The organism is Empedobacter falsenii (assembly GCF_013488205.1).
GTDB lineage: Bacteria > Bacteroidota > Bacteroidia > Flavobacteriales > Weeksellaceae > Empedobacter > Empedobacter falsenii_C.
In genome coordinates, this window is sequence record NZ_CP040908.1 from 3,466,384 (window position 1) to 3,491,450 (window position 25,067).

A 25,067-nucleotide genomic window follows, 5' to 3' on the forward strand; every position below is an offset into this window, starting at 1 on the left:
CTTTGGAATTTTTTTTGATGAAATACACCAAACAAAACCAATATAAAAAACTAAAAACCAATGGATTTTAATCAATTTACAATAAAGGGTCGTGAAGCGATTCAAGCAGCGCAGCAAATTGCAGTTGCACAAAAAAATCAAGCAATAGAACCAGCTCATATTTTAGGTGGAATGATAGATGTTGATGAAAACGTGTTATCATTAATCTTAGAAAAACAAGGTGTAAAAATGGATATGTTGAAACCTGAGTTGGATTTAGAAATCAATAAATATCCAAAAATAGAAGGTCAACAAGGAAATCATCTTTCCAATTCATCTAACCAAATTTTGCAATCTGCACAAGAAATTGCAAAAGAGATGAACGATGATTTTATCACCTTAGAGCATTTATTATTAGGTATAATCAAGAATGTATCGCCTGTAAGTCAGTTATTAAAAAATAGAGGTGTAACATTCGACAACACAAAAAAATTAGTAACAGAATTGAGAAACGGAGAAAGAGTAACTTCTGAAAACGCGGAAGGAACATATAATTCATTAAACAAATACGCTAAAAACTTAACAGATTTAGCAAAAGAAGGAAAATTAGATCCTGTAATTGGACGTGATGAAGAAATTCGTCGTGTTTTACAAATTCTATCACGTCGTACAAAAAATAACCCAATCCTTATTGGTGAACCAGGTGTTGGTAAAACCGCTATAGCAGAAGGTTTAGCACATCGTATCATCAATGGAGATGTTCCTGAAAATCTTTTGAATAAACAAATTTTTTCATTGGACATGGGAGCTTTGGTTGCTGGTGCAAAATACAAAGGTGAGTTCGAAGAGCGTTTGAAAGCCGTTGTGAAAGAAGTAACCGCTTCGAATGGAGAAATAATTTTGTTCATCGATGAGATTCACACGCTTGTTGGTGCTGGCGGCGGCGGAGAAGGTGCAATGGATGCTGCAAATATCTTGAAACCTGCTTTGGCTCGTGGCGAATTACGTTCGATTGGTGCTACAACTTTGAATGAATATCAAAAATATTTTGAAAAAGATAAAGCTTTAGAACGTCGTTTCCAGAAAGTAATGGTAGAAGAACCAGATGAAGAATCGGCTATTTCTATTTTGCGTGGAATCAAAGATAAATACGAGCAACACCATAAAATTGGAATTAAAGACGAAGCAATTATTGCGGCTGTAAAATTATCAACACGTTATATTACAGATCGTTTTTTACCAGATAAAGCCATCGATTTGATGGACGAAGCAGCTTCTAAGTTGAGAATGGAAATGAATTCTAAACCAGAAGATTTAGATAAATTAGATCGTAGAATTATTCAATTAGAAATCGAAATTGAAGCGATAAAACGCGAAAATGACGAGAAAAAATTGAATCTTTTAAAAGAAGAATTATCTAATCTTCAAGATGAAAGAAATCAATTGAATTCGAAATGGGAAGCGGAAAGAAATCGTGCCGATGAAGTTCAAGATTTAAGAAAATCTATCGAAAATATCAAATTCGAAATTGAGCGTGCAAAACGAGATTACGACTATGCAAAAGCTTCCAAATTAGAGTTTGAAGATTTAGTTAATGCAAAAAATAATTTAGAAGAAGCTGAACATAATCTAGAAGAAAATAAACAAAATAAACTGGTAAAAGAGTTTGTTGATGCGGATGATATTGCAGAAGTTGTATCGAAATGGACAGGAGTTCCGGCTCAGAAAATGATGCAATCTGATCGCGAAAAATTATTGAATTTAGAAAACGAATTACACAAACGTGTTTTAGGTCAAGAAGAAGCAATTATAGCAGTTTCTGATGCCATTCGTCGTTCTCGTGCAGGTCTTAGTGACGAAGGAAAACCAATCGGTTCGTTCTTATTCTTAGGTTCAACTGGTGTTGGGAAAACTGAGTTGGCAAAAGCCTTAGCCGAGTTCTTATTCGATGATGAAAATGCAATGACTCGTATCGACATGTCCGAATATCAGGAGCGTCATGCAGTTTCTCGCTTGGTTGGGGCACCTCCGGGTTACGTTGGTTACGACGAAGGTGGTCAGTTAACAGAAGCGGTTCGTCGCCGTCCTTATTCAGTTATTTTGTTGGACGAAATTGAGAAGGCACATCCAGATGTTTTCAATATTTTGTTACAAGTTTTGGATGACGGACGTTTGACAGACAACAAAGGTCGTGTGGTTAACTTTAAAAATACGATTATCATTATGACATCGAATTTTGGTTCTCATACGATTTTGGATAAATTCTCAAACATTGACGAAAATAATGTGGCACAAGTTTATGATGAAACAAAAGATGTCGTTTTTGAGGAATTGAAACAAAACTTTAGACCAGAATTTTTGAATCGTATTGATGAAATTATTTTGTTCCGTCCGTTGAGCGAAAACCAAATTTCCGGAATCGTGAATATCTATTTAAGCGGAGTTGCTAAGAAATTAGCACAACGCGATATTACATTAGATATTACGCCAGAAGCTGTCGATTATTTAGCAAGAAAAGGCTACGATCCTCAATTCGGAGCAAGACCATTGAAACGAGTTATTCAACAAGATGTATTAAATGAACTTTCGAAAGAAATTTTGAAAGGAACAATAAATGATAATGATGCGGTTTTAATCGATTATTTCGAAGAAAAACCTGGAGATAATAAATTAGTTTTCAGAACTAATCAATAAGTATATTCCGATTTTATTCATGTGTAAAAAATCCGCTCAATTGAGCGGATTTTTTTTATTTCTTCTTTTTATAAAGCGGAACAGTGCTACACGCTTCACCAAACATCAACGAACTTACAATTGGTTGTAAACGTTCAATTAATTGAATATAAGCCGAATCGGGAACTGGCTTGTGCGAGCAACCTTTCACAATTATTTTTCCATCAACATAATCTTCATAAGGCAAATGATCTACAATTTCGGTGTACAAAATCGTATCCAAATCTTGTAAACTTCCATGTACAATTCGTTTCGCGATTGGCGACAAATAGGTTGCGACCAACAAATAAGCCCAAGACGGAACAATCGCATCCGCAGTACACGTTAACGCTACATATTTATCTTGATATTGTGTCCAATCATGATTTTTCAGATTTTCTCTAAAATCCTTTTCTCTAAGAATCAATTCTTCATATAACCAATCTTTCAAGTCAAAAACAACACGATCTCCATCAGGATAATAATCTTGTAAATCAATTGTTACTAAACTACTATTGGCAACTTTATTTATAATTTCGTCTGACATTTTTCTTTGTTTGAAAGAGTAAATTTACGCAATAAAAAACATTGAAATCTACTCCACTTATAGATTTCTCCTATCTTTGTAAGAAGAAAAATGATTTCCATTGAAATACTATATCATTGCAGGTGAAGCTTCGGGCGATTTGCACGCATCGAACTTAATGAAAGAATTAAAATTAAAAGATCCACAAGCTAAATTCAGATTTTGGGGAGGAGATTTGATGCAAACGCAAGGCGGAACTTTAGTCAAACATTACAGAGATTTGGCGTTTATGGGTTTTGCTGAAGTTGTAATGAATTTGAGAACGATTTTAGGAAATATTTCGGTTGCTAAAAAAGACATCGAAACTTATCAGCCAGATGCAGTTATTTTAGTTGATTATCCTGGTTTTAATCTCAGAATTGCTGAATTTGTAAAAAGTCTTGGAATTAAAGTTTACTATTATATTTCGCCACAAATTTGGGCTTGGAAAACTGGTCGAGTTCATAAAATCAAAAAAGTTGTCGACAAAATGTTTGTGATTCTTCCGTTCGAAGAAGAATTTTATCAACGTTACGATTACAAAGTAAATTTTGTTGGAAATCCATTATTAGATTCGTTGAATAATCTTCCGCCAATTGATGAACAACAATTTAGAAAAGATCATAATTTAGACGAAAGACCAATTATTGCTTTACTTCCTGGAAGCCGAACTCAAGAAATTAAAGTCAAATTACCTTTGATGCTTTCAGTGGAAAAAGATTTTCCCGATTATCAATTTGTTGTGGCTGGTGCACCATCTCAACCAATCGAAAATTATAAAAAAATTGCAGGCAACAACTTGAAAATTGTTGAGAATAGAACCTATGATTTATTACGAGTTTCTCATGCAGCCTTGGTTACATCAGGAACAGCAACATTAGAAACTGCTTTACTGAAAGTTCCAGAAGTTGTTTGTTACAAAGGAAATGCTATTTCGTACGAAATCGGAAAACGTGTTGTAAAAAACATTCGTTTTATTTCGTTGGTAAACTTGATTATGGACGAAGAAGTAGTGAAAGAGTTAATTCAATATGATTTAACTTACGAAAATATCAAACGAGAATTAGATTTAATTTTAAATTCTCCTAAACGTGAAAAAATCATGAAAAGCTACGAAGAATTGTATCATAAACTTGGTGGAATTGGCGCTTCAGAAAGAACCGCTTCACTAATTACTGAGGACTTAAAAAAATAATTAAAAAAAAGTAAAAGTTTGACGCAACCTTTTATTGTTTTTTTAATCTTGTAAGCTATAGATGTCATTCAGATCTAATTATTAAAATGTTTCAGGATTGACTTAATTAAAGTTTACACCTATTCTAACAAAGTAATCCTCTTGATTTTCAAGGGGTTTTCTTATTCTATATATTAATTTCTTATTCTTTCACGCAACCTTTTCTAAAATCTATATCTTATTTTTATAACGATTAAAACTCATACAATGAAATTAATGAAAAGATTAAGCATGTTTGCTTTGGTAGGTATTTTAGGTTTATCAACATTTAGTTGTTTAAATAATGATGACTCAGATTATATGAATTATGGTTTTTTAGCAACAACGGCAATTAATGTTCATGAAGACTCTATTCAGCCAGTAGGAAAAACTACAAATATTCGAGTAACGTACGAAAAAACAAATTCTTGTCAAAATTTTATTCAATTTAGCTCTTTACAAGGAAGTACAACTTTTAAACACAACATTGGTGTTTATGCAAGTCAAAGTAATGGAAACTGCACGCAAAATACTTCGTACGAAACAAAAACTTTGAAGTTTACACCTAAAGAAGCTGGTGAGTACACATTAAGATTTTGGACGGGAAATAAACCAAATTCAACTGAACCAATTTATGACTCAATTGTGTTAAATATCAAAGAAAAATAAAGTCCAATAAGTTTTGAATAGTGACTCTCTTGAAATTTTAATCAAGCAATGTCAAGAACAAAATAGAAAAGCTCAAGAAGAAATTTATGTTGAGTTTTCACCTGTTTTGTTCTCGATCTGTCTTCGTTATGCCGAAAATTATGAAGATGCGCAAGATATTTTTCAAGAGGGTTTTATTCATATCTTCAATAAAATAAATCAATTCAAATTCGAAGGATCTTTTGAAGGTTGGATGAAACGGATAATGGTAAATCTTAATTTAGAAAAACTAAAAAAGAAGAATAATTTACCTTTTGAAGATTTCGAAAATCTCATTATCACACAGGAAGATGACGACGAAGTTGAAGAAGATTTTGATTATCAACAGTTGTTAGAAGCCGTTCATAATCTTCCACCACAATATAGGCAAGTTTTTAACCTCTACGTTTTTGAAGAATATTCGCACCAAGAAATTGCAGAAATGCTGACCATTTCGGTTGGAACTTCAAAATCAAACTTATCAAGAGCACGAAATTTATTAAAACAAAAACTCAATCAATTAAAAACTGTCACAGAAGATGAACAAATTTGATCAACATATTAAAGATAAACTCTCGCAACCACAACTTCCTCCTTTGGATGCTTGGAAAAATATTCAAGAGAAATTAGACGAGAAAGAAAAGAAAAAACGCATCATTCCTTTATTTTATTGGATTGGTTCTACAGCAGCGTGTTTAGTTACGGGAATTTCTATTTATTATTTTAATCAAAATGATGCGGTTAACGTTAATCATACTCCGACTAATGAAGTTGTAAAAACGAAATCGACTTCTAAAGAATCTATCAAAAAAGATTGGAATAATATTGAACATACAAATGAAAGGTCTTCTGATAAAAAGATTGTTTCTTCTGTAAAAAATTCGACTGAATCAAATCAAAAAACAACTCAACACTCAAATTCGTATTTTGAAAATATAATTGGAGAATCATCTTTATTTTCGAATATAATTCCGGATAAAAAAGAAGATAAAACACAAGAATTATCTCAAACGAATTCAACTCAAAAAGATAATTTTGTACAAAATAATTCTATAAATACTCCAAAAAATGAAGTTTCTGAGAAAGAAGTTAAACCTAACATTTTAGAGGAAAAACCATTAGAATTTGTTCTTCAAGAAGAAGAAAAAAAGAAGGAAAAAGAGAAAATAGAAATCAAACAGAAATCTCCACTTTTGACGGTTTCTTCGTACATCAATCCAACAAAAATGTTAGATTCTAAATCTATTTTAGCGGATGAATTTAACGATCATACTATCAAAAATAATTTGACTGTTGCATACGGTGCAAAGATTTCTGTACGTATAAATGATAAGATAAATGTTCGTTCTGGAGTTGCGAAAGTTGAGTTAGAACAAAATACAACAAATATTAATTCGGGCATCAACATGGGTGTTTATGCGCTTTCTGCAAGCAATCCGAAAACTGCCAACAACATTACTTATCATAGTAATATTAGAGTTATTCCCCACCAATCATACCAAAATGCTGTAATGACAATGTTGTCTTCTGAAACAAATAATATGGAGCAAAAAGTGCATTATATCGAGATTCCGTTAGAAGTTGAATACAAATTAGCAAGTTTTGATAAATTCAATCTTTTAGCAACTGCTGGTGGAAGTTATTATGTGGTCACAAAAAACACAATTTCTTTGGAAGATGTTAACACAAGATCTCAATATAAATTGGGTGAAGCGAGCAACTTGAATGATATGAGTTATAGCGCGAATGCAGGTGTTAAATTGGAGTATAATTTATCGAATAAATCGAGCATTAATCTTGAACCAAACTATAGATATATGCTAAATCCATTGAAAAATGTTGATGCTAAAAACCCATCTTTATTAGGATTGAATTTAGGTTTTTCAATTAAATTTTAACAAAAAAGACGAAGATTATTCTTCGCCTTTGTTATTGTTTAATTTGATGACAATTGTGTTATTTTCTTCGGTCATTTCTACTTTAGCTTCCTCAAAAGTTGGTTCGCGCAAAATAGGATCCAAGTTTTTCGAAAAACCATAAGGTTCTTTACGAACGCCTAAAAAACTTTTGTCTAACTTTTTGTTATTGTTCGTATCCAAAAAAACTTTTACCGCATAAAATGTTGGTTCAATATCTTTAAAAACCGTTTCATACTTGTCTATATCAGCAACTGGAACGTACAATTTCTTGAATGCATTTTGACCTTTTGTATAATTTTCTACATTTCTATAAAACTCTATCGCCAAATTTCCTTTCATTTTCTTAAGGTTTGTGATTGATAGTTTTACATCGATTTGAGCCATTGCCATTTGCGTAAAAAACAACACAACTAATATAAGAATCTTCTTCATTTCTCTATTTTTTTTAATTAATTCATTTACAAATAATTAAAACCTACTATTTGTAAATAAAATCATAAATTATTAGGATGAAAAAGTATCTCTTTTTTACCCTAACAATTTGTTTCTCAATCGGAATAATTTTATCTGAATTATTAATTCCTGCTACAAATTTACGAATTATATTTTTTTTACTAATTATTCTACTTTTTATCTCTTTGTTAAAAAATAATAATCGTCAAAATATCATCGCTTTTTTGGGCATTTCGATGATTTTAGGCTACTATATTCATCAAAATTATAATCGCCATACAAAAATTGACTTCGAATCTGTTTCGAAAATTCATTTGCTAAAAGTCGTTTATAGTTCTAATTCAACCGAAAAATACACCAATTATGTTGTAAAAGATATCGAAACGAATGAGCAAATTTTACTTCATATCAAACCTCAACAACAAATTTTATATCCCAATGATGAAATCATCATTTTCGGAGAAAAAAGGGAAATTCAAGAACCATTGAATCCATATCAATTTGATTATAAGCATTTTTTAAATAGAAAAAGAATTTATTCTCAAATCTTTACAGATGAAATTATTTCTATTCACAAAGAAGGAAACGGTTTTCGGAATTGGGTTGCAAAATCTAAAGTCAAGATTCGAGAAAAGCTAACAGAACAAGGTTATTCACTCGAAAGCAGAGCGATAATTTCGTCTATGCTTTTGGGTGATAGAACCGAGCTTTCGCAAGAACTTAATCAAAGTTATGTGGCGACCGGAGTTGTACATATTTTATCTATTTCTGGTTTGCATGTGATGATGATTTACATGATTTTACAATTCGTTTTGCAACCATTAATTAAGCTAAAAAATGGTCGGAAAATTAGAATAATTATTAGCTTAATATTTATCTGGGTTTTTGCATTTTATGTCGAATTAGAACCGCCAGTTTTTCGTTCTGCATTGATGATTACCATTTATTACATTAGCGAATTACTCAATCGACCGAAAAATATTTTTCATACACTTTCACTTTCCGCCTTTATTATTCTAGTTTTTCAACCAAATTATTTGTTTGATGTTGGTTTTCAATTGAGTTTTTCAGCAGTCTTTTTCATTGTTTGGCTCAATCCAATTTTCGAGCATTATTGGAAGGTTAAAAATAGTTTCTTGAAGAAAATTAAGATTATGATTGAAACAAGTTTATCTGCACAACTAGGAACTTTACCAATTTCGGTCTTGTATTTTAATCAATTTTCGGGTTTATTTTTATTTGGAAATTTAGTCTTGATCCCTGCTTCTTTTTTGATGATTTGTGGTGGTATAATTAGTATTCTTCTCATCATTTTTGATCTTAATATTCCAATTTATACGTGGATTTTCAATCATTTTATCTATTATTCAAATCAATATATTTATTGGTTAGCGAATTTCAAGTTTATTGCAAAAGATGTTTACATCAGTTTATTTACCGCAATTTTGATTGGCGTTATTTTATATGCGTCGAAACCATTATTCTTGAAAAAATCTAAACTAGCATTATTTGTTTGTCTAATTTCTTTATTCCTAATTGAATTTGAAAGATATTATCAAGTTTATCAACTCAATCATTCGAATGAATTGATCGTTTTTAATCAATATAAAAATAGTATTATCGGAATAAGAAATCAACGAAGTTTAGCAATTTTAAGCGAAAATCCTTTGGATGAAAAAACATATAATTTTAAGATTAAACCTTATAAAATTCACGAACGAATTAAAGATGTTAGTTTCTACTCTTATGATTCAGACTTTAAACATCAACATTTTATCAAACATCCAAATTCTATCGAAACGAAGTCATTTAAACTCCTATTAAATGAAGAAGATTCAGCGCTTCCTTTCTATGTGTTAATTCATCAATCAAAGCTTTATCCTTTCGAAAATAATAACAAATTAAAAAGGGTAATTGCCGATGCCAGCAACTACCCTTCTATTGTTAGAGAACTTGAAGAAACTTCTGATTCTGTTTTATGGAAAACCTCTCAACAAGGTTATTTCTCGATTAAATTTTGATATCGTTTATGAAATCTGTTGAACTACGATAACCCAAAACGACTTTGTTGATATCTCCTTTTCCGTTCATCAAAACAGTTGCAGGATAACTCAATTGTCCGTTTGTAAAGGCATATGCCATATAATTCGCTTTAGCAGGCGCAATATATGTATACTGAATTCCCATAAATTTTACCATATCCTTTGTTTCTGCATCAAATTTTACCGCAATATAATTTTTGTTTACATAATCTGCGACTTTATTATCTGTAAAAGTTTCTTTGTCCAAACGCTTACAGAATCCACACCAAGTTGTATAAAAATTAATCAATACAGGTTTTTCTGGATGTGCTTTTATTTCCTTTGTTGCTTCGTCTAATGATAACCATTTAATTTCTTGTCCGAAAAGAAATGATGATAAAATTAGGGCAGCGATTGCTAAGCTTGATTTCATAAATTTCAATCTTTATTATTTAACTCCGTGCATCAATTTCTTCATAACTGGATTTAATGCGATAACGATTAAACCTGCTACAATTGGTACAATTGTAAAAATTAAGAAGAAAGTTGATAACGAATATTCTTTTGTAATATTTTCGATTTGACCTCCTAAAATGGCTGCCAATTTGTTACCAATTGCAATTGCAAGGTACCACATTCCGAACATAAATGCAATCATACGTGCTGGAACTAATTTTGATACGTACGAAAGTCCAACTGGAGATAAACAGAGCTCGCCCAATGTATGGAACAAATAAGCTAATACTAACCAGATGATAGAAACGCGAACGCCTTCTGAAATTCCGTAAGAACCGAAAGCTAAGAATCCGAATCCGATTGCCATAATGATTAATCCTAAACCATATTTTACAGAAGCTGATGGGTTGTATTTAGAATCCCAAACACGAGAAACTAATGAAGCTAATGCAATGATGAAGAAAGAGTTTAATGTAGAGAACCAAGAAACGGTAATTTCTACTTGAGAATCTTTAATCTCTGCTACTTTCGCAGGAACAACTTCAGATGGTTTGTTTTGATTTTTATATTCAGTATCTAATTTCACTAAACTTTCTGGAGAAACTAATACAAATTTATCTCCTTCTTTGTGAATGCTAATATCTGAACCTTTTGTTAAAGCGTCTTGAGAAGCTAAATTAATTGTTTCAGTAACAATTTTATCTGTAGAATTTGCAACATAAGAAGCCGTAACTGGTGTTTTATCAAAAACAGGTTGACCTTCTTCGTTCATCACTTGTTTACCAGAGTCGTCTAATTTAGCCGTTTCAATTGCTTGGTAAGAAACATCGTAAGAGTGAGAAGTCCAGTTATAGTTTAACATCCAAATTGCAGCAGCCCAAATTCCTAAGAAAGTAAACGCTAAAACAACATTAGATAAAGCCGCTTTTTTAAATGTTTGTTTTGCTAATAAAATCAATACATACGAGATGAACAATAATGGAACAACTGTTAATAATGTATTGAAAACGTTGAATGCCATTGCAGCACCTCCAATTAAGTTACGTTCTGTATTATCACGCGCAAAGATTACTAATGATGTAGCTCCTTGTTCGAAAGACATCCAGAAGAAGATAACGAAGAAAGCAAAAATAATTACCGCAATCATACGATCACGAACCACTTTTGTATAATTTGCCAAACGACGAATTACCACAAAGAAGAACAAGAATAATGCTACTAAAATAACGACATTTTGTCCTGATAAACCTCCGATAGAGAATGGGAATAAGTTAATTCCACCAATTGCATTTAACGGATCATTGAACGCATAGCCTAATCCTAAAAGCGTCATAATAACGATTAAGATTTGATCTAAAACTGTAAAAGGATTTGGTTTTTCTCCTGGCTCATATTTTGGTGTATCATCATCAGCAGTAATTTGATTTCCTGTTTTTGAAGGAACTTCACCGATATGCCCAAATAATGGTTTTGCTAACCAGAACTGTAATGTACCCAATAACATGAAGATTCCAGCTAAACCGAATCCCCAGTGCCATCCAACTTTTTCTGCTAAGAATCCACACAACATCATTCCGAAGAATGCACCAGCGTTAACTCCCATGTAGAAAATTGTATAAGCACCATCCTTTTTCTCAGGAAAGTCTTTGTACATTTCTGATAAGATAGATGTCATATTTGGTTTAAAGAATCCTGTTCCGATAACCAAACACGCCAATCCTAAATATAAAAAGATAGGTGTATCAAAAGCCATAAATGCATGACCAAGAGTCATAATAATCGCACCAATTACAACTGCCCAACGATAACCTATGTATTTATCGGCAATAATCCCTCCAAAGATGGGCGTAATGTAAAGTAACATTGCGTATGTTCCATATAAAGCGGTTGCTTTTTCTATAGACCATTCCCAACCTGGATTTAACCCAATAACTGCAGCTGTTAAAAACTGAATTAATAAAACGCGCATTCCGTAGAATGAAAAACGCTCCCACATCTCTGTAAAGAAAAGCACGAACAATCCCGACGGATGTCCTAGTACTTTTGAATCAAAGAAATTTTCCGATTTTGAACTCATGTTTGTTTGTTAAAAGTATATCTTAAAAGTTATTTTACGTCTTGCATTAATTTGCGAATAAATGGAGACAATACGATGACAATAACACCTGCAACTAAAGAGTAAATTGCCAATTGTTGATAACCATCTGTGTAAGCCATTAATTTATCTGTTAAAGATGCTGTTGGACTAGGATCTGACATTCCAGCTCCTAAAATACCTGCTAAATATTGCCCGTAAGCAGATGCTAAGAACCATAATCCCATCATCATTCCTCCTAAGTGTTTTGGAGATAATTTTGTTACCATAGATAATCCAATTGGTGATAAACACAACTCTGCAATTGTAACTGCAAAATATGCTAATGCAAATATTTCTAATGATGATAATCCATTTTCGTCAGCAAAGAATTTTAATGAATAGAAGATATAATAAGCCCCTGCTAACATCAAGAAAGCTAAACCAAATTTTACAACTGTGTTTGGCTCAATTTTCTTTTTCGCCATCCATAACCAAACTAATCCCAATAAAGGTGAGAAAATAATAACATACAATGAGTTTGCACTATTATTTACAATGTTTGGATCTAATGGAACGCTAAATAAAGTTGAATGTAAGTTTTTGTTTGCAAACAATGCCAAAGAACCTCCAGCTTGCTCAAAAATTGCAAAGAATAAAATAGAGAACGTAATCATGATAAAAGCAGCAATAAACTTACTTTTTTCTTTAGAACTTGGTATTTTATATAATTGAATTAAATAATAAATAATAGCCAATGGTCCTACAGTAAACATAAACATATCTGTGTATGCTGTATTATGAATCATGATAAAAATTAAAGGAATACAAACCAATGCTCCTACATATACTGCGACTTCTCTAATTAATCTTTTCTTAGGATCCATCTTTTCTAATGGAGAATCTCCGATTGGCCCTAACTCGTTACGGATAAATAAGAATAAAACAACTCCAATTATCATTACGATACCAGCTGCTAAGAAAGCATAATTCCAACCAACTTGTTTACCTAAATAAACACAAACTATACCTCCTAAAAATGCACCTATGTTAATCCCTGAATAAAATAAACCGAATCCGGCATCACGTCTTGGATCATCTGCTTTGTACAGTTCTCCAACCATCGAAGAAATATTTGGTTTGAAAAAACCTGTTCCAATAATACTTAATGTAATTCCGTAATAGAAAAATTGATGAGGATCTGTTGCAATTAATAAGTTTCCTGCAACCATTACCAACCCTCCGAAGACTAATGATTTTTTGAACCCTAAGATTCTATCTGCAAAAATACCTCCGATAAAAGTAAATGCGTAAACAAAAGCTTGGATTGCTCCATATTTTAAATTTGATTCTGCATCCGTTAATCCCAACATATCTACCATAAAAATGGCAAGAACTCCTCTCATTCCATAGAAGCAGAAACGCTCCCACATTTCTACCATAAACAAATGCCAAAGCTGTTTTGGGTATTTCCCTTCAAAGTTTTGAATTTGCTCTAAAGTTAATTTTTGACTCATAATTTCTTTAACTAAGCGCTAATATATCATTTAGATTTTATTAGCAATCAACGAAAATAAAAAAAACCTCCGACAATGCAGAGGTTTTTTTTGTTTAATGTATGATTTTTGTCAATTTGAATAATGTTTCATCTTATTCATTGGCGTATTCTAATAAATACAGCTTTTTTCTTACAAATTCTTCTTGATAAAGTTTGTCATTTTACGGTAAAGCTGAATACGCGTGTTTCCACCATAAATCCCGTGATCTTTATCGGTATAAATTGCCATATCAAAATCTTTGTTCGCTTGTACCAACGCTTCCGATAATTCGAATGTGTTTTGTGGATGTACATTATCATCAGCAGAACCAGAAATTAATAAGAAATTACCTTTCAACTCGTTTGCATAATTAATTGGTGAATTGTCATCATAACCAGCTGCATTTTCTTCTGGTGTACGCATAAAACGTTCTGTATAAACAGAATCATAATAACGCCAGTTTGTTACAGGAGCAACAGCAATTGCCGCTTTGAACACATCATTCCCTTTGAATAATACATTCGAAGCCATGAATCCTCCGTAAGACCAACCCCAAATTCCGATACGAGATTTGTCCACATAAGGTAAGTTACCAATCTCTTTTGCCGCAGCAATTTGATCTTCTACCTCATATTTTCCTAATTGTAAATATGTTTGTTTCTTGAAAGCTTCTCCTTTGTATCCCGTTCCACGACCGTCAACACAAAAAACGATGTAACCTTCTTGCGCCAACATCATGTGCCAATAATCATTCGAGTTGAAATAAGCATTGTTTACATTCTGAGAACCTGGTCCAGAATATTGATACATCAAAACTGGGTATTTTTTGTTTGGATCAAAGTTTTTTGGTTTGATTACATACGCATTCAATTCATTTCCTGCTGCAGTTTTCAACACAAATAATTCTTTTGTTCCAATATTATCTGTAGTCAATTTATCTTTTAAAGAAGTATTGTCAACGATAACACCCAAATCTTTTCCAGATTTAGATTCTACTAAACTAATTGTTTTTGGAGTTGTTGTATTCGAAAAAGTGTTAATAAAATACGTAAAATTCTTACTGAAAGCAGCCGAATTTGTTCCATTATTTTTCGTCAACATTGTTGTTTTCTTACCATCTAAACTAACCGAAGAAATTTGTCTTTCTGTCGAAATACGTTTTCCATTATTTGAGTTTGATTGATAATAAAGTGTTTTATTACCAGGATTATACCCATAGTAATTCGTTACCTCCCAATCTCCTTTCGTCACTTGGTTAATTAGCTTTCCGCTATCTGCATAATGGTAAATATGGTTATTTCCATCGCGCTCAGAAGTCCATAAGAACGAATTATCTGCTAAAAATTCTAATGTTAAATTATCCGTTTCTATCCACGCTTTATTTGTTTCAGTAAATAATTTATTTACTTTTTTCGTGTTGATATCATAAAACGAAACATCTACATTATTTTGATGACGGTTAGACGTTACAACCGTTAATAAATTCGCTTTTGTAGAGAACTTAATTTTCGGAATGTAATAATTCTGAACTCCGCCTAAATTAACATTTGCAGTTGAGTTATTCTTCGTATCAAAAACATGTAACGAAACTTCCGAATTGTCTTGTCCTGCTTTTGGATATTTGTAACGTAATTCTTGTGGATAAAGATTATTGTGGTAAATCGGAATATTAATTTCTTTGACTTTCGATTCGTCAAAACGAACATAAGCCAAAGACGTTCCATCAGCATTCCAATCAAAATTTCTTACGAAACCAAACTCTTCTTCATAAACCCAATCGTTGATCCCGTTGATAATATTATTCTTTTTACCATCCGTTGTAACTTGAATTACCTTGTTCGATTTTAAGTCTTGAATGTATAAATTATTCTCAAAAGCAAAAGCTACCTTAGAAGCATCTGGCGAAAACAAAGGCTCTTGAATTCCTTTTCCATCAAATAACAATACTTTCGATTTTGTTTGTGTATCATACACTTCAAACTTTGCTGTAAACGAATGGCGATAAATTTGGTGCGAATTAGTTTGCAATAAAACGTAACGCTCATCAGAACTAAATTCATAACCTTCAAACTTTCCAGGAACGACAACTACATCAGAAGTCTGACCTTTTTTCAATGTCGATTCATACGAACGTTTTACCAATCCGTCTTTTGTCAGAATAGTATAATTTTCTCCATCGTTCAATGAGTTCACACCGTACAAAGAATTTTCGCGGTATTTTCCGCCATATATCCCTTCAATGGTTATTTGTTGTGCATAAGAATAAGCGCCCATCGCAAGGATAGCCAAACTTAAAATAAATTTTTTCATATTAATTTTCTAATCATGTGAGTTCAAACAATCAAATATAAACAATTATATTTTTTAGAAAACCCCTTTCAACCGAATAATGAACATAAATAGAAGATGTACAAAAAGTTTTAAGTATTTTTATACATTCTATCAATCAAAACGTTTGTAATTTTGTCTTATAAAAAAGTATCCAATATGAAGCATCAAGTAGTAGAAGGTTTTTCGAAATTATCGAAAGAAGGAAAAATTGAATGGGTTGTCAATGAATATTTGAATGGTGATGAATCTGCCATCAAAGTATTGAAACAATATTGGAATGATGATGCAGATTTACAAAAACTGCACGACGAATTTTCAGAAAATACAGTTTCTAATTTCTATATGCCGTTTGGTTTAGCGCCAAACTTTTTAATCAACGACGAATTATACGCTATTCCAATGGCGGTTGAAGAGTCTTCTGTTGTTGCTGCTGCTTCTAAAGCTGCCAAGTTTTGGCAAACACGTGGAGGTTTCAAAACAACTATTTTATCAACAACAAAATTAGGTCACGTGCATTTTATGTACGAAGGTGACAAAGAAAAGTTGCAAAATGCATTTGAAACGACGATTAAAAATCAATTAATCAAAACGACAAATGATATCACAAAAAACATGCGTGCGCGCGGTGGTGGTATTTTGGCTTTGGAATTAATTGATAAAACAGCTGATTTAGAAAACTATTATCAAATAAAAGCTTCTTTCGAAACAATGGATTCGATGGGTGCAAACTTCATCAATTCATGTTTAGAGCAATTTGCCAAAACATTACGAAACGAAATCGAAGCTGATTCTACTTTTACAGATGATGAAAAAGATTCAGTTCAAATCGTGATGTGTATTTTATCGAATTATACGCCAGATTGTATTGTTCGTGCAGAAGTTTCTTGTCCTGTTGAGCAATTAGCAGAAGGGAATGTAACCTCAGAAGAATTTGTCGAGAAGTTTTCTCGTGCGGTTCGAATTGCAGAAATAGAGCCTTATCGCGCAACAACGCATAACAAAGGAATTATGAACGGAATTGATGCGGTTGTGATTGCAACAGGTAACGATTTCCGTGCTGTAGAGGCTTGTGCGCATACATATGCCGCAAAAGATGGTCAATATTCTTCATTAACACATTGCGAAGTAAAAGATGGAATTTTCCGTTTTTGGATTGATTTACCAACTGCTCTTGGAACAATTGGTGGATTGACAGCTTTGCATCCTTTAGTAAAATTAGCGATGGGAATTCTTGGAAAACCAAATGCTAAAGAATTGATGGGGTTTGTTGCTGTTGCTGGATTAGCGCAAAACTTTGGTGCGTTGCGTTCTTTGGTTACAACTGGAATTCAGAAAGGTCACATGAAAATGCACTTGATGAATATCTTGAATCAATTGGAAGCAACAGAAGAAGAAAAGAAATATTTTGTCAATTATTTTAAAGATAAAACGGTTTCTCATCACAATGTCATCGAAGAGTTTTGCAGATTACGTGGTGTAGAAAATGTAGAAGACATCAAAAAAGATAAATAATCTAACAAATGCGAATTTGGTCTGTTCATCCGAAATATCTCGATGCAAAAGGAATTGTAGCACTATGGCGCGAAACGCTTTTGGCAAAAAATGTTTTGGAAGGCAATACAAAAGGTTATAAAAATCATCCGCAATTAATTCGCTTCAAAGCTGTCGAAAAACCGCTTGAAGCGATTAATCAATATTTAGCAGAAGTTTGGGACGAAGCCACAAGACGAGGCTATAACTTTGACCGAAATAAAATTGATTTTGATTTCAAAAAGATTAAAATTGACGTCACAATAGGTCAAATGCAATATGAATTCAACCATTTATTAAAGAAGTTAGAACAAAGAGATCCTGAGCGATTCAAACAAGTTGAAAACCTCAAAATGGTTGATTGCGCTGAGATTTTCGAAGTAAAAGAAGGAGAAATAGAAAAATGGGAGATCATTTCTTAGAAGAATATTTTGCGAAAGCAAAAGAAAAACAACGCGAACACAAAAAGTTTTTGGAGAAGTTGAAGAAAAAACCACCTAAAAACTTGGATCAAAAAATGGAAGAAATTCATGAAGATGTTTTCAGTCGCATCGATTGTCTTTCTTGTGCGAATTGTTGCAAAACAACTGGTCCGCTTTTTACACAAAAAGATATTGAGCGTTTAGCGCATGTTTTTCGTATCAAACCAAGTCAATTTATTGATAAATATTTACGAATTGATGAGGATAACGACTACGTTTTGCAGCAAGTTCCTTGTCCGTTTTTGGATAGTGAAAATTATTGTTTGGTTTACGAAGATCGCCCAAAAGCTTGCCGTGAATATCCGCATACAGATCGCAAAAAGTTTTATCAAATTAATCATCTTACCCTAAAAAACACGCTAATTTGTCCTGCAACCTACGAAGTTGTGGAACAAATGCAGAAAGAAATAAAAGTATAAATGGAAACACCTCTAAAAATAATCGCATTTATTATGTTGATATTTCCGACAATTTATCAAGGAATTGCTGGATTTAGAACCAAAGATGCTACTGTTGTAAAAAAAATTGCTTGGCGCGCCGTTTTGATGCAAATCATGGGAACGCTTTTGGCTTATTTTATCTTCATAAAAATTGGTCAAGACAAACAAGTTGCCATTTATGTTGGCTTTATGTTTTTTACGTCGCTTGCAATTTTAGTGCTGATTCAAAACATTTTGATTTACTTAAAAAATAATAGTAATAATTAAAACGTCGTCTATGAGCGACGTTTTTTTAATATCATTAAGCTAATAAATTAACGTATTGTTCTGCTTTTTCGGTTAGTTTAGTTTTTACTTGATCATAATTTGAATCAAAAAAACTTCGTAATCTGAACTTTGATTTTTTGGTTTGAATAGTTAGAATTTGATTGCGATTCAAGCGAAAAATGTCTTCTTCTTCGTACAAATAATAAATTGCTCGATATGGAATTTCATCTTTTTTGAAAATTGTTCTGATTTCGAACGTTTCTTCTTTTAACGTAAATAAGGTCAAATTAAACGTTAAATCGTATAAAATAGACATCGATGCAAGTAAAGAAATCATGAAAACGCCAATGCGTAAAAAAGGTTCGTCTATCCAAAAATTTCCTCCAAACCAAAAAGCTTTGACAAACGTGAAGTTAACCATCATTAATAATAGAAAAATGATGACGAGAAGAAGTGTTTGCCAACTAAGTTTAGATTTTACCATCTCTCATTGGATTTGTACTAATTTACAATTTTTTTGAACAGGTTTAGAAAATTTTTCTACAAATAAGAAACCTCAGATAAATCTGAGGTTCATTATATTAAAAAAAATGTTATGTTATAAAATTTCAATACTAAAACTATGATTGAGATAATTGTTATAATCCAAGATTTATGCCAAACTGAATCATTTTACGATTATCAAATGTGTTATCTTTAAAATAATTGTTCAAATCTTTTCTTACAAAAACATCAATCAATCCTAAACCAATTGTTATTTCAGCTCCGTAGATAAAATTATTCACATTATAATTTCCACGTTCTTTGTTGCGAACACCATCTCCTTTGTAAATATTATTCGATGATAACAACGTTCCTCCATACATATACGCTGCGATATAGTGTTTTCCTTGCGGACGATATGCAAAATCATCGGTAATATTTTTGACTTTCGAAAAGTTGTATTTAAATCCAACCGGAACCATAAAATAGGCCGAACGCAATTTCGATTTATCTAACGATTTATCACTTTTTACCAAGCCAACATTTCCATTTTCATCACGATTAAAGCGCATATCATCGTCGATGCGATACGTTCTCCACGAAAATAATCCTCCTGCCAAAAAGTTAACAGGACTTGTTAACGATAATTGTCTTTCGTACATTAAACCTACTGTAATGTTGCTCGAAAACTTCTCGTGTTTGTTCAATTCCTCATCTTTTTTTCCTGTAAACGCCATGTATCCAAAAGAAGCATAACCATTAATTTGATTCGCAATTCGGTAACGTTTCGTCACATCTTGTTTCGTTTTTGGCGTAATTGGATCTTCGCCGTTCATAATCGAAAATGCAACTTGTTGTTTGATGATATCATCTAAATTGAAATTTACCTCCTGAATACGATCATTTATCGTTCCCGAATACACGCTCGCAATCGCTTCTTTCTTCGCTGTAGCCTCAGAAGCATTCAGTTTTCCTTCTGTTAATTCTTTGTCAACTGCCGCAATTTTCTTTTCCATTGCAGATTTTTCTTCCTGAACAATTTGACGAATCACTAACGTAAATTCGCTGATGCGATCTTTTACAATTGGACTGATTTTTTCTTCATTTTTATCATTCAAATCAAATGTAAATTTTTGAGCATATAGTGATGTAGCTGATAAGCATAATAATCCTGCTACGATAAGTTTTTTTATCATAATCTTGCTAATTTAGGGATATTAATGTTTTATTTGAAGCCGATAGAAACCACGCGCGATTGGTTTGACTCCTTTAGATTTTCTTTATTTTCGATCGAATACAACAACATATTTGGATCTACAAAATTCTTATTCTTTTTGTTCACTTTTACAGAATCTAATGTTGTGTTAGCTGCAATATTTTTCTTTGGTTGAGCTTCTGATTTTAAATCTTCTTTCTTCTCTACAATAGCTTCTTTCTTCGTTGGAAAAGCCATTTCAACTTGTTGAGATTCTTCGTTTATTGCCACTTGAACTTTACCATGTTGAATTGGTTTCTTCTCTTCTTGTGTCTGAATTTCAACTTCTTTTTTAGAAGAATCAATCTTTTCATTATTCGCTAAAATCGATTCTGAAGAATGAACTGTATTAGAGTCTGATTGAATTTGTTGCGGATTATTTTGTTCCTGATGATTTACAAATTCTTTTGGTTGATCATCTTTCGATTGATTCGAGAATAAATAAATTGATGTAGAAACCGTAAATAACGCCACAACCGCAGCAGACAACCACCATTTAAAATTTGATTTTTGTGGTGATGGAGCGACATCCATACGAGCTTGAATTCTGTCCCACGCATCATGAGAAGGATTCAATTCACGATTTTCTAAATCGTCTTTTATATAGTTTGATATTTTATCGTTGTTTTTCATTTGTCATTTTCTTTTTACTTAGAACAATTTCTTTCAGTTTTGCCTTTGCTCGAAACAATTGCGTTTTGCTGGTCGAAACCGAAATATTCAGCATTTCTGAAATTTCTTGATGCGAATAATCTTCGAGAATATGAAGATTAAACACCAATCGATAAGGTTCTGAAAGTTGATCTAACATGTCTTGCACATTAAAATTTAACCACGTTTCCTCTACTTCTTCATCCGCTTCATCATAATTAGAAACTCTTACATCATCAACATAAATCAATGTTTTATTTGCACGTAAAAAAGTTAAACATTCGTTGACCATAATTCGACGCATCCAACCTTCGAAACTTCCTTTATTTTGAAATTTCTCGATATGATTAAAGACTTTACAAAAACCATTAATCATACAATCTTCTGCATAATGCATGTCTTCGATGTAGCTTCTACAAACGCTCAGCATCTTTTTGGAGCTTTGTTCGTAGAGTTCTTTTTGCGCCAAAGCATCGTTCTTTTTTAGTCGTTCGACTAAAATTTCTTCTTTACTTTTTCGATTTAGTACAAATAATTTCACGTGTGTTAATTGCTTTCTTACTTAATAGACTCAAGGTTTGTAAAAAGGTTACAGAAAATTAAACATTTTTTTTGAAATGATTTGATATAGAACGAAAAAAGCTCGCAATTAGCGAGCTTTTTAATCATATTTATCTAAAATAAATTATTTCTGAAACGAATCTTTATTCAATTCGTATAATATTTTAAGACCTTTTATCGTGTGTAAACGATCATCAATATCAATTTTATCTGTCAACGATTTGTAAACGCCGCCAACTCCACCTGTCGAAATCACATAACATTGTTCTCCTTCTTCGGCATTGATACGATCGATCATTCCTTCGACCATACTCAAAAAACCATAAACCATTCCTGATTGCATACAAGATTCTGTATCAGATCCCAAAACAGTTTTAGGTGCTTTCAGTTCTACTGTTGGTAATTGAGCTGTTTCTCCTACCAACGAATTTAAGGCAGTAATAATTCCGGGAGCAATCACTACTCCACCGACATTTGCCGATTCGTCAATCCCTAAAAAAGTTAGCGCAGTTCCAAAATCAATGATAATTTTTTTACCTTGATAATTTTGATAATGTGCAGCTACCGCATTCGCATATAAATCTGTTCCCATTTGGTTTGACTTATGCTTGATTGCAGATGGCGTATTACGATCCACAACCATTGGTTTGAACTTGTGAATCTTTTGTAAAGCAATCTTAACGCTTGCTGTAAGTGGTGGCACAACCGAACCAATCACAATATCTGTAATATCGTCTTTCTCAATTCCGAAAGGCTCGTACATGTTCGAGAATTTTGCAAAAAATTCGTATTCGGTACGATAAGGTTTTGAATTGATTGTCCATGTAATAATCTCCGTTTCACTTTTGAAAACCGCGAAACGAAGATTAGTATTTCCAATATTTACTGCTAATAACATTATTTTGTAAATACATTATTTTTATCATTTACATCTGCCAAACGTTTTGTTGGATCGATGGTAACTTGTTTAACTTCTTTTGAAACTTTAACGTCATATGTAGGTTTTGTCCAGAACCAATCTTCTAAAATTGTTCTTTTTGCACCTTGATATTCCACTAAATTTTCTGCTGGTTTTTCTCCACGCATTTCACGTAAAGGAATGTAAAATAATTCTTTCGAACCATCTGTATATTCAACCAATAAATCAATCGGCATTGCAAAATCAGATTTATTAGCGATTGTAATTGTATTTCCGTTTACAGCTTCTACAGCGTAATCAATTTTGCGTGTTGTATTGATAAATAAGTTGAAATACCATTTAAGATTAATTCCAGAAACTTCTTCTGCTACACGTTTGAAATCATTCCCTGATGGATGTTTGAATTTCCATTGTTTATAGAATTCTAGGAATGTTTTGTTTAAATTATCATTTCCAATAATATATCCCAATTGAATTGCTAAAACTTGACCTTTGTAATACGCTTCTAAAGAGTATGCATAATTTGTATTATAATAGTCTGCTAATAAACTTGCAGGTTCTTCTTTACCAGAAAGTGCTAAATTAATATATCCTTTGTAGGCATCTGGATTTGGATTTGAAGGCATTACTTTTAATTTATCTACAACATTAAGGTGCGCCATTTGCTCTACATACGATGTAAAACCTTCGTCGAACCACTCGTTGTATGTTTCATTGATACCAAATAATTGTTGGTACCAAGAGTGAGCTGCTTCGTGGAAAATAGTTCCGATTAAGCTATTTAAATTACTTCCTCCAGCAATTAAAGTTGCAGTACCATATTCCATACCACCGTCACCACCTTGAATAATTGAATATGTTTTCCAAGGATATTCACCAAAATGTTCAGAATTATAATCGAAGAAACCTAATGCATAAGGCATCGCTTGTCTCCACGCAGAAGATTTATCATTATCTTGGTAAACTAAATAAACATCTACGCCATGTTTAGATTTTTCGTGCTCCACAATAAATTCTTTATCTGCAGCCCAAACAAAATCGTGAATATTTTCAGCTTTGAAATTCCAAGCTACTTTACCATTTTTTGCTTTGATTGTAGGATTTTTCACATAACCTTTTACATTGTTTGGATTTTGTAATTCTCCCGAAGCTCCCACAACATAATCTTTATCGATGTTGATTGTAACATCAAAATTACCAAAAGGAGCAAAAAATTCGCGACCAACATATTCATCTAAATGCCAACCTTCAGGATCGAATTCTGCCATTTTTGGATACCATTGCGCCATAGAAAATTCTACACCATCTTTCGAATTACGTCCAGAACGACGAATTTGTTCAGGAACTTGCGCATTCCAAATCATATCGAAAGTAGAAGTTTGTCCTTCTGCAATTGGTTTTGCTAAAGTAACTTCTAAGATTGTTCCATCAACTTTATACGAAACGGCTTTACCGTCTTGCTTAAGAGAAGTCACTTTTTGATAACCGATTTGATCTGGTTTTAATTCAGAAATACGGCTAACATATTTTGGATTTTCTTTTGTTCCGACATTCGTTGCCATTCGTTTATCAGGATCTGGAATGTTTTGCAAACGATTATCCATCATACTTCCTGGTTGAAAAGCATTAAAATACAAATGAAAATAAACTTTATTCAGGCTTTGTCCTGAATTGTTCGTGTATTTCAATTGCATTTTTCCATCGTATTGATATGCTTTTTCTTTCATATCAACATCAATCTTATAATCTACCTTTTGTTGCCAATATCCTTTGCGTTGCGCAAAAGCAAATTGTACCAAACAAAGGCAAATTAGTAAAGTAAATTTTCTCATTTCTAACTAATCATTAAACTTTAATCTCTCAAAAATACGAAAAAGCTTGAAACAAGTCAGTTTTGTTTCAAGCTTTTGATTACTTTAAACAACCAAACTCTAATCTTATCAAATCTAATAATTCTTTTATCGATATTAATTCATCAACATTTGGATAATATTCGAGATAGTTCTCTGGATTATAATAATGAATCGTATTTTTTTTATTGTTACTATTAATCAAAATGTAATAACTTACTCCATCAAGAATCGATGTTTTCTTTTTCGTGTTTACGATACTTCCTTCTTCTATAGAATATTGATTTGATTTATTTTTTAGCTTATAGCTTATTTTATCAAAATCTGGCAAGTATAAAATATCTGTATCTAAAATTTTAAACCAAATTAATTCAAGATTACTCAAAGAGTTTAATTTCTCTTTAACAATTCTAATTTTAGTTACATTATCAATTGTTCCTGCTTTTGTTTGATACAGTTCTGCTTTCCAATAATCATCTTTAACATTATAAAGACGAAACATTTCTAAACCTGTCGATGTAGCGTATTTTTTATAAATTCTAATTTCATTTTCATGCAATTTCAATGAATCAATTTTCAATATTCGATTTAATTCTTCAATTTGTTGAGAGAATAATATTGAATGCAAACAAAATACTATAATCGATAAAGTTATCTTCATAAAATTAGTTGAACATTTTA

23 protein-coding genes are annotated in these 25,067 nt (G+C 32.2%); 10 read left to right on the forward strand and 13 right to left on the reverse strand.

The features are described 5' to 3' along the window. Positions 1-60 precede the first annotated feature (60 nt). Positions 61-2,673: an ATP-dependent chaperone ClpB gene (gene clpB / locus FH779_RS16200; RefSeq protein WP_180905441.1), complete on the forward strand. Its 2,613-nt coding sequence runs from the start codon at positions 61-63 to the stop codon at positions 2,671-2,673. A gap of 55 nt (positions 2,674-2,728) precedes the next feature. Here the strand turns inward: clpB and FH779_RS16205 are convergent, their stop codons facing one another. Beyond that, positions 2,729-3,238 carry a DUF2480 family protein gene (locus FH779_RS16205; RefSeq protein WP_038333255.1) on the reverse strand — a complete coding sequence of 170 codons (510 nt, stop codon included), beginning with the start codon at positions 3,236-3,238 and terminating at the stop codon, positions 2,729-2,731. A 100-nt stretch (positions 3,239-3,338) separates the two neighbouring features. Between FH779_RS16205 and lpxB the strand changes: the two genes are divergently transcribed. The 4 genes from lpxB to FH779_RS16225 all read left to right on the forward strand — a co-directional run bounded on the left by lpxB (position 3,339) and on the right by FH779_RS16225 (position 7,054). Continuing rightward, entirely contained in the window at positions 3,339-4,451 is a 1,113-nt protein-coding gene (lpxB, locus tag FH779_RS16210; RefSeq protein WP_180905442.1) for a lipid-A-disaccharide synthase, read from the forward strand. A 246-nt stretch (positions 4,452-4,697) separates the two neighbouring features. Further along, positions 4,698-5,138, forward strand: coding sequence for a hypothetical protein (locus FH779_RS16215; RefSeq protein WP_180905443.1), 441 nt, complete (start codon positions 4,698-4,700; stop codon positions 5,136-5,138). Between the two features lie 13 nt (positions 5,139-5,151). After that, complete coding sequence (locus FH779_RS16220; RefSeq protein ID WP_038333274.1) at positions 5,152-5,709, forward strand: RNA polymerase sigma factor; 558 nt, start codon at positions 5,152-5,154, stop codon at positions 5,707-5,709. Continuing rightward, entirely contained in the window at positions 5,696-7,054 is a 1,359-nt protein-coding gene (locus FH779_RS16225; RefSeq protein ID WP_180905444.1) for an outer membrane beta-barrel protein, read from the forward strand. The genes FH779_RS16220 and FH779_RS16225 overlap by 14 nt, the downstream gene beginning before the upstream one ends. 15 nt (positions 7,055-7,069) lie before the next feature. On the opposite strand, the gene FH779_RS16230 is transcribed toward FH779_RS16225, so the two are convergent. Further along, the gene (locus tag FH779_RS16230) at positions 7,070-7,507 is read right to left on the reverse strand and encodes a DUF2141 domain-containing protein (protein WP_244957980.1); all 438 of its coding nucleotides are present in this window, start codon (positions 7,505-7,507) and stop codon (positions 7,070-7,072) included. Positions 7,508-7,584: 77 nt separating this feature from the next. Between FH779_RS16230 and FH779_RS16235 the strand changes: the two genes are divergently transcribed. After that, on the forward strand, positions 7,585-9,549 hold the full coding sequence (locus FH779_RS16235) for a ComEC/Rec2 family competence protein (RefSeq protein WP_180905445.1): 1,965 nt from the start codon (positions 7,585-7,587) through the stop codon (positions 9,547-9,549). Here FH779_RS16235 and FH779_RS16240 read toward each other — a convergent pair. The 4 genes from FH779_RS16240 to FH779_RS16255 all read right to left on the reverse strand — a co-directional run bounded on the left by FH779_RS16240 (position 9,539) and on the right by FH779_RS16255 (position 15,927). Next, entirely contained in the window at positions 9,539-9,982 is a 444-nt protein-coding gene (locus FH779_RS16240) for a thioredoxin family protein (RefSeq protein WP_125348917.1), read from the reverse strand. The genes FH779_RS16235 and FH779_RS16240 overlap by 11 nt on opposite strands. Before the next feature lie 15 nt (positions 9,983-9,997). Beyond that, positions 9,998-12,082: a peptide MFS transporter gene (locus tag FH779_RS16245; RefSeq protein WP_180905446.1), complete on the reverse strand. Its 2,085-nt coding sequence runs from the start codon at positions 12,080-12,082 to the stop codon at positions 9,998-10,000. Between the two features lie 29 nt (positions 12,083-12,111). After that, the gene (locus FH779_RS16250; RefSeq protein WP_180905447.1) at positions 12,112-13,596 is read right to left on the reverse strand and encodes a peptide MFS transporter; all 1,485 of its coding nucleotides are present in this window, start codon (positions 13,594-13,596) and stop codon (positions 12,112-12,114) included. 171 nt (positions 13,597-13,767) lie between these two features. Further along, complete coding sequence (locus tag FH779_RS16255) at positions 13,768-15,927, reverse strand: S9 family peptidase (RefSeq protein ID WP_180905448.1); 2,160 nt, start codon at positions 15,925-15,927, stop codon at positions 13,768-13,770. 177 nt (positions 15,928-16,104) lie between these two features. On the opposite strand from FH779_RS16255, the gene FH779_RS16260 reads away from it, so the two are divergent. From FH779_RS16260 to FH779_RS16275, 4 genes are read left to right on the forward strand one after another with little or no spacing between them, the layout of a single operon-like run. Next, complete coding sequence (locus FH779_RS16260; protein WP_180905449.1) at positions 16,105-17,460, forward strand: hydroxymethylglutaryl-CoA reductase; 1,356 nt, start codon at positions 16,105-16,107, stop codon at positions 17,458-17,460. Positions 17,461-17,468: 8 nt separating this feature from the next. After that, entirely contained in the window at positions 17,469-17,900 is a 432-nt protein-coding gene (locus tag FH779_RS16265; protein ID WP_180905450.1) for a pyrimidine dimer DNA glycosylase/endonuclease V, read from the forward strand. Continuing rightward, positions 17,882-18,379, forward strand: coding sequence for a YkgJ family cysteine cluster protein (locus tag FH779_RS16270; RefSeq protein WP_180905451.1), 498 nt, complete (start codon positions 17,882-17,884; stop codon positions 18,377-18,379). Before FH779_RS16265 ends, FH779_RS16270 begins: the two co-directional genes overlap by 19 nt. Further along, complete coding sequence (locus FH779_RS16275; protein ID WP_125348911.1) at positions 18,380-18,667, forward strand: hypothetical protein; 288 nt, start codon at positions 18,380-18,382, stop codon at positions 18,665-18,667. It abuts the gene before it with no gap. 34 nt (positions 18,668-18,701) lie between these two features. Here the strand turns inward: FH779_RS16275 and FH779_RS16280 are convergent, their stop codons facing one another. The 7 genes from FH779_RS16280 to FH779_RS16310 all read right to left on the reverse strand — a co-directional run bounded on the left by FH779_RS16280 (position 18,702) and on the right by FH779_RS16310 (position 25,047). Next, a complete protein-coding gene (locus tag FH779_RS16280) occupies positions 18,702-19,151 on the reverse strand; it encodes a hypothetical protein (RefSeq protein WP_147280029.1) in 450 nt (149 codons plus the stop codon). 154 nt (positions 19,152-19,305) lie between these two features. Continuing rightward, positions 19,306-20,346, reverse strand: a complete 1,041-nt coding sequence (locus FH779_RS16285; protein ID WP_115002306.1) for a PorT family protein — start codon at positions 20,344-20,346, stop codon at positions 19,306-19,308. A gap of 29 nt (positions 20,347-20,375) precedes the next feature. Then, positions 20,376-21,038 (reverse strand): hypothetical protein, encoded by a 663-nt coding sequence (locus FH779_RS16290; RefSeq protein ID WP_115002304.1) that lies wholly within the window; start codon positions 21,036-21,038, stop codon positions 20,376-20,378. After that, a complete protein-coding gene (locus FH779_RS16295; protein ID WP_180905452.1) occupies positions 21,022-21,597 on the reverse strand; it encodes an RNA polymerase sigma factor in 576 nt (191 codons plus the stop codon). The genes FH779_RS16290 and FH779_RS16295 overlap by 17 nt, the downstream gene beginning before the upstream one ends. Before the next feature lie 144 nt (positions 21,598-21,741). After that, positions 21,742-22,515, reverse strand: a complete 774-nt coding sequence (locus FH779_RS16300) for a type III pantothenate kinase (protein WP_180905453.1) — start codon at positions 22,513-22,515, stop codon at positions 21,742-21,744. Beyond that, positions 22,515-24,368 (reverse strand): M1 family metallopeptidase, encoded by a 1,854-nt coding sequence (locus tag FH779_RS16305; protein ID WP_180905454.1) that lies wholly within the window; start codon positions 24,366-24,368, stop codon positions 22,515-22,517. The genes FH779_RS16300 and FH779_RS16305 overlap by 1 nt, the downstream gene beginning before the upstream one ends. A gap of 79 nt (positions 24,369-24,447) precedes the next feature. Further along, a complete protein-coding gene (locus FH779_RS16310; RefSeq protein WP_180905455.1) occupies positions 24,448-25,047 on the reverse strand; it encodes a hypothetical protein in 600 nt (199 codons plus the stop codon). Between the last annotated feature and the right edge of the window lie 20 nt (positions 25,048-25,067).